The 6330-nt window shown below is 46.3% G+C and carries 4 protein-coding genes; 3 read left to right on the top strand and 1 reads right to left on the bottom strand.

The features are described from left to right. From vmeC to ubiK, 3 genes are all read left to right on the top strand, one after another. On the top strand, positions 1 to 1068 hold a 1068-nt coding region (gene vmeC / locus CAG68_RS19125; protein ID WP_161441521.1), incomplete at its 5' end, for a multidrug efflux RND transporter periplasmic adaptor subunit VmeC. Between the two features lie 12 nt (positions 1069 to 1080). Continuing rightward, positions 1081 to 4203, top strand: a complete 3123-nt coding sequence (vmeD, locus tag CAG68_RS19120) for a multidrug efflux RND transporter permease subunit VmeD (RefSeq protein ID WP_161441520.1) — start codon at positions 1081 to 1083, stop codon at positions 4201 to 4203. Between the two features lie 131 nt (positions 4204 to 4334). Then, positions 4335 to 4586, top strand: a complete 252-nt coding sequence (gene ubiK / locus CAG68_RS19115; protein ID WP_005379099.1) for a ubiquinone biosynthesis accessory factor UbiK — start codon at positions 4335 to 4337, stop codon at positions 4584 to 4586. A gap of 278 nt (positions 4587 to 4864) precedes the next feature. Here the strand turns inward: ubiK and ilvC are convergent. Then, on the bottom strand, positions 4865 to 6330 hold a 1466-nt coding region (ilvC, locus tag CAG68_RS19110; RefSeq protein WP_161441519.1), incomplete at its 5' end, for a ketol-acid reductoisomerase.

The following is a 6330-nucleotide window of genomic DNA, read 5'->3' as shown; positions in this document are numbered from 1 at the left end:
CTCTTGTTCGGCAGCGTGATAGGTTTCAATTTATTTAAGCAACAAAAGATCGCTGAATACATGGCAAACCGTCCTGAACCTGAGTTCCCAGTAACCGTGACAGAAGTGCAAGCGGTGGATTGGGTACCAGTCATCGAAGCAATTGGTTTTATCGAGCCAAACCAAGGCGTGACGGTAGCAAATGAGACCAGCGGTGTTATCGATAAAATCGCATTTGATTCCGGTACTCAAGTTAAATCGGGTCAGCCATTAGTGCTGCTTGATTCTGAAGTCGAAAAAGCAAATTTGAAGAGCTCGCAAGCTAAGTTGCCAGCGGCAGAAGCGAAATACAAACGCTACCAAGGCCTATTCAAAAAAGGCTCTATTTCTAAAGAAGCGTATGACGAAGCAGAAGCAAACTACTTCTCCTTAAAAGCAGACATTGAAAGCCTGAAAGCGACCATCGACCGACGCGAAATCAAAGCGCCATTTGATGGTGTGGTAGGTATTCGTAACGTGTACCTCGGTCAGTACCTACAGGCGGGCACCGACATTGTTCGCCTTGAAGATACCAGCGTGATGCGCTTGCGCTTCACCGTGCCACAAACCGATATTTCACGTATCAATATCGATCAAGAAGTGGATATCTTTGTTGACGCTTATCCAGACCAACCTTTCAAAGGGTCTATTTCTGCGATTGAACCAGCTGTAAACGTACAAAGTGGTTTGATTCAAGTTCAAGCGGATATCCCTAACAGTGACGGCAAACTGCGTAGTGGTATGTTCGCGCGTGCAAACATCATTCTGCCTAAATTAGAAAATCAGGTCACTCTACCTCAAACCGCGATCACATTTACGCTGTATGGCGACAATGTTTACATCGTAACAGAAGAAGATGGCGAAAAACGCGTTAAGCAGCATGTGGTAAAAGTTGGCGAACGCTCTAAAGATATCGCACACATTCTAGAAGGCGTGAAGCCAGGTGATGTAGTGGTGACATCGGGTCAAGTCCGTTTGAGTAACCATGCGAAAGTAAGCATTGTCGAAAGCGATGCAACTACCCCACCTGCTGAAACACCAATGCTTTAAGTTGGAGGCATCATGCGCTTTACAGATGTTTTTATAAAACGTCCAGTTTTAGCGGTATCGATCAGCTTTTTGATTGCATTGCTTGGTTTGCAAGCGGTGTTCAAAATGCAGGTTCGTGAATACCCTGAAATGACGAATACGGTGGTCACCGTGACCACCAGTTACTACGGTGCAAGTGCCAACTTGATCCAAGGCTTTATTACTCAGCCATTGGAGCAAGCGGTAGCGCAAGCCGATAATATTGATTACATGACTTCGCAATCGGTACTGGGTAAATCGACCATTACTGTCAACATGAAGTTGAATACTGACCCAAATGCGGCGTTGTCTGACATTCTGGCGAAAACCAACTCGGTACGTTCACAGCTACCAAAAGAAGCCGAAGACCCAACCGTAACCATGTCGACAGGTTCGACAACGGCGGTACTGTACATCGGCTTTACGAGTGACGAGTTATCTTCAAGCCAGATCACTGACTACCTTGAGCGTGTAATCAACCCGCAGTTGTTCACCGTAAACGGTGTGTCCAAAGTTGACCTGTATGGTGGTATGAAGTACGCACTGCGCGTATGGCTAGATCCTGCCAAAATGGGCGCTTTGAAGTTGACCGCAACCGATGTGATGAGCGTTCTTAACGCCAACAACTACCAATCTGCAACCGGTCAAGCGACGGGTGAGTTCGTGCTTTATAACGGTAGCGCAGATACTCAGGTATCAAACGTTGCTGAACTTGAAGCATTGGTCGTGAAAACTGGTGAAGGGGATGTCATCCGCCTAGGTGATATCGCTAAAGTAACGCTAGAGAAGAGTCACGACGTTTATCGCGCAAGTGCAAACGGTCAAGAAGCTGTGGTTGCAGCGATCAACGCAGCGCCAAGTGCTAACCCAATCAACATTGCAGCAGACGTACTTGAACTGTTGCCTCAGCTTGAGCGCAACCTACCAAGTAACATCAAAATGAACGTAATGTACGACTCAACTATCGCTATCAACGAATCGATTCACGAAGTAGTGAAAACGATTCTTGAAGCAGCAGTAATCGTACTTGTGGTTATCACACTGTTCCTAGGTTCATTCCGCGCGGTAATCATTCCTATCGTGACCATTCCACTTTCATTGATTGGTGTGGCAATGGTGATGCAGGCAATGGGTTTCTCTTGGAACTTGATGACGCTACTGGCGATGGTGCTTGCCATCGGTCTGGTGGTGGATGACGCGATCGTTGTACTAGAAAACGTTGACCGTCACATCAAAGAAGGGGAATCGCCATTCCGAGCTGCAATTATTGGTACGCGTGAAATTGCGGTTCCAGTTATCGCGATGACATTGACGCTAGGTGCAGTGTACGCACCGATCGCATTGATGGGTGGTATCACCGGTTCATTGTTCAAAGAGTTCGCTTTGACACTGGCAGGTTCAGTATTCGTATCCGGCATCATCGCTTTGACACTATCACCAATGATGTGTTCGAAGATGCTGAAAGCGAACGAGAAGCCAAGCAAGTTTGAGCAAAAAGTTCACCATATCCTTGATGGCATGACCACTCGTTACGAAGGCATGTTGAAAGCGGTAATGGCTCATCGTCCGGTTGTTATTGCGTTTGCAATCATTGTATTTGCAAGCTTACCGGTCTTGTTCAAGTTTATTCCTAGCGAACTAGCACCATCTGAAGATAAAGGTGTGGTCATGCTGATGGGTACCGCCCCATCAAATGCGAACTTGGACTATATCCAAAATACCATGGATGACGTAAACCAAATACTCTCAGATCAACCGGAGGTGGAATACGCACAGGTCTTTAATGGTGTACCAAACTCAAACCAAGCGTTTGGCCTAGCAACATTGAAGCCTTGGAGTGAACGAGAGGCAAGCCAATCTGAAATCACGAAACGTGTGGGTGGCCTAGTATCAAGTGTGCCTGGTATGTCTGTCACTGCATTCCAAATGCCAGAGCTTCCAGGTGCAGGCTCAGGTCTACCTATTCAGTTTGTAATTACAACACCAAATAGCTTCGAGAGCTTGTTTACTATCGCTAGCGATATTCTAACCGATGTTGCAAGTAGCCCAATGTTTGTCTATTCCGACCTGGATTTGAACTACGATTCAGCAACGATGAAGATCAAGATCGATAAAGACAAAGCCGGTGCCTACGGTGTGACTATGCAAGACATTGGCATCACCCTCAGCACCATGATGGCAGATGGTTATGTAAACCGAATCGACCTGAATGGCCGCTCGTACGAGGTGATCCCTCAAGTTGAGCGTAAATGGCGTCTAAACCCAGAATCGATGAAGAACTACTATGTACGCTCTGTGGATGGTAAAGCGGTTCCATTAGGCAGTCTGATTACTATCGATGTGGTGGCTGAGCCTCGCTCTTTGCCACACTTCAACCAGCTAAACTCAGCGACTGTGGGTGCAGTACCATCACCTAGTGTTGCTATGGGTGACGCAATCGACTGGTTTGAAAATATTGCACAAACCAAACTGCCTGCAGGATATAACCACGATTACATGGGCGAATCTCGTCAGTTTGTAACGGAAGGTAGTGCCTTGTATGCAACCTTCGGTCTTGCACTTGCGATCATCTTCCTCGTTCTGGCGATTCAATTTGAATCACTCCGCGATCCTATTGTCATCATGGTATCTGTACCTCTGGCAATATGTGGTGCCTTGATCGCATTGGCCTGGGGTACGGCCTCGATGAACATCTACTCGCAGGTTGGTTTGATAACGCTGGTCGGCCTAATAACCAAGCACGGTATCTTGATCTGTGAAGTCGCCAAAGAAGAGCAGTTACATAATAAACTGTCTCGTATTGATGCGGTGATGGAAGCTGCGAAAGTGCGTCTTCGCCCTATCCTAATGACCACTGCAGCGATGATCGCAGGTCTGATCCCGCTGATGTACGCAACAGGTGCAGGTGCCGCGCAACGTTTCAGTATCGGTATCGTCATCGTTGCTGGTCTTGCAATCGGTACACTGTTCACACTATTCGTACTACCTGTGATTTACAGCTACCTAGCTGAAAAACACAAACCTCTGCCAGTATTTGTTGAAGACAAAGACTTGGAGAAGTTAGCGCGAATTGACGAAGCGAAAGCAGCTCATCGTGAATTAGCGGATAACAGATAAGCTATTAAGGCATTCAAAAAGGTCACTTCGGTGGCCTTTTTTATTGCCGCTCTCTTTTTTGCCATCTAAGTGGCGACTTTCACGTATCATTTACTTAAAATGAGGACAAATCAAAAGGAGTTTTAGCCACTATGTTTGACCCAAAGAAATTAGAGCAAATTGCTAAACAGATTCACGACTCAATGCCTCAACCTGTAAAAGAATTGGGCTCTGATGTCGATCAGAAAGTTCGTCAAGTAATCCAAGGCCAGCTAAACAAGCTAGATGTTGTAAGTCGCGAAGAGTTTGATGTTCAAACTCAAGTTTTACTACGTACACGTCAAAAGCTAACAGAAATGGAACAGAAGTTGGCGCAACTTGAAGAAAAGCTTGCTGAAAAATAAGTATCAAAGCGCTCCTCACAAAGGAGCGTTTTTCTTATCGGCGCGCAGATAAATCGGCTAAAAACAAAAAGGCTTGGTCAACGGCGACCAAGCCTTTTGATTAGATGTTGTGTTTTATTTTGTATTTATCACTCCAGTCTGCCTGGAGTTTATCTACTGCGTTACTTGAGACTAAGTAAATTACGCTGTATTAAGGTTTCATTTCTAGGAGAAGGCGCGGACTTTACGATAGTAAACAAGCACCTTCGACACCGAAATGGAGCCTTAAGGCCAGTCATTTAGCCGCCCACCGCGATACGCTTCATATCAGTCATGTAACCACGTAGCTCTTCACCGATGTACTCTACAGGGTGGTTACGGATAGCATCATTTACAGCGATAAGAGTCGCGTTATCCACTTGGTTAGACGTTTCACCTAAACCTTTACCAATTACGTCAGTATTTACGGCTGGCATAAACTTCTCACGTAGAAGCGGCGTTGCTACGTTAGCGAACAGGTAGTTACCGTATTCCGCAGTATCTGAGATAACCACGTTCATCTCGTACAAACGCTTACGTGCGATAGTGTTTGCGATAAGTGGCAGCTCGTGTAGAGACTCGTAGTAAGCAGACTCATCGATGATGCCAGATGCCGTCATCGCTTCGAATGCTAGCTCAACACCCGCACGAACCATAGCAACCATCAGGATACCGTTATCGAAGTACTCTTGCTCAGAGATTTCTACGTCAGTTTCTGGGTAGTTTTCGAAAGCAGTTTCACCTGTTTCTGCACGCCAGCCTAGTAGATTTGCATCGTCGTTTGCCCAGTCAGCCATCATAGTGCTAGAGAAGTGACCGGTGATGATGTCATCCATGTGCTTGTTGTATAGCGGACGCATCAGTTCTTTTAGCTCTTCAGAAAGCTCAAATGCTTTCACTTTTGCAGGGTTAGTTAGGCGATCCATCATGTGAGTGATACCACCAAACTTCAGTGCTTCAGTGATGGTTTCCCAACCGTATTGAAGAAGCTTACCAGCGTAGCCAGGATCGATACCATCAGCAATCATCTTCTCGTAACACACGATAGAGCCAGCCTGTAGCATGCCACAAAGGATAGTTTGCTCACCCATTAGGTCAGATTTCACCTCAGCAACAAAAGAAGACTCTAGACAGCCTGCACGGTGACCACCTGTTGCTGCAGCCCAAGCTTTCGCGATATCCCAACCTTCACCTTTTGGGTCGTTCTCTGGGTGAACAGCGATAAGAGTCGGTACACCGAAACCGCGCTTGTATTCTTCACGAACTTCCGTACCTGGACATTTAGGTGCAACCATTACTACCGTTAGGTCTTTACGGATTTGCATGCCTTCTTCAACAACGTTGAAACCGTGAGAGTAACCTAGTGCTGCGCCTTCTTTCATTAACGGCATTACCGTCTCAACAACGTTTGTGTGCTGCTTATCTGGAGTAAGGTTTACTACTAGATCAGCTTGTGGAATTAGCGTTTCGTAGCTACCTACCTCAAAACCGTTGTCTTTTGCGTTTTTGAATGACTGGCGTTGCTCATCAATCGCGGCTTGGCGAAGCGCATAAGCAACATCTAGACCAGAGTCGCGCATGTTCAGACCTTGGTTAAGACCTTGAGCACCACAACCTACAATGACTACTTTCTTACCTTTCAGATAATCCGCTTCTGAAGCGAACTCACTGCGGTCCATAAAACGACAACGACCTAATTGGTCCAACTGCTCGCGCAAGTTTAGGG

The organism is Vibrio sp. V42_P2S4T144 (assembly GCF_009904715.1).
In the GTDB taxonomy this organism is placed as follows: Bacteria; Pseudomonadota; Gammaproteobacteria; order Enterobacterales; family Vibrionaceae; genus Vibrio; species Vibrio alginolyticus.
Note: the sequence above shows the minus strand (reverse complement) of the source record. Positions and strands in the feature narration are given on the sequence as shown.

Bases quoted from the DNA above. Each gene is read 5' to 3' on its own strand.
- ubiK (WP_005379099.1), top strand. From the start codon at position 4,335: ATGTTTGACCCAAAGAAATTAGAGCAAATTGCTAAACAGATTCACGAC.
- vmeD (WP_161441520.1), top strand. From the start codon at position 1,081: ATGCGCTTTACAGATGTTTTTATAAAACGTCCAGTTTTAGCGGTATCG.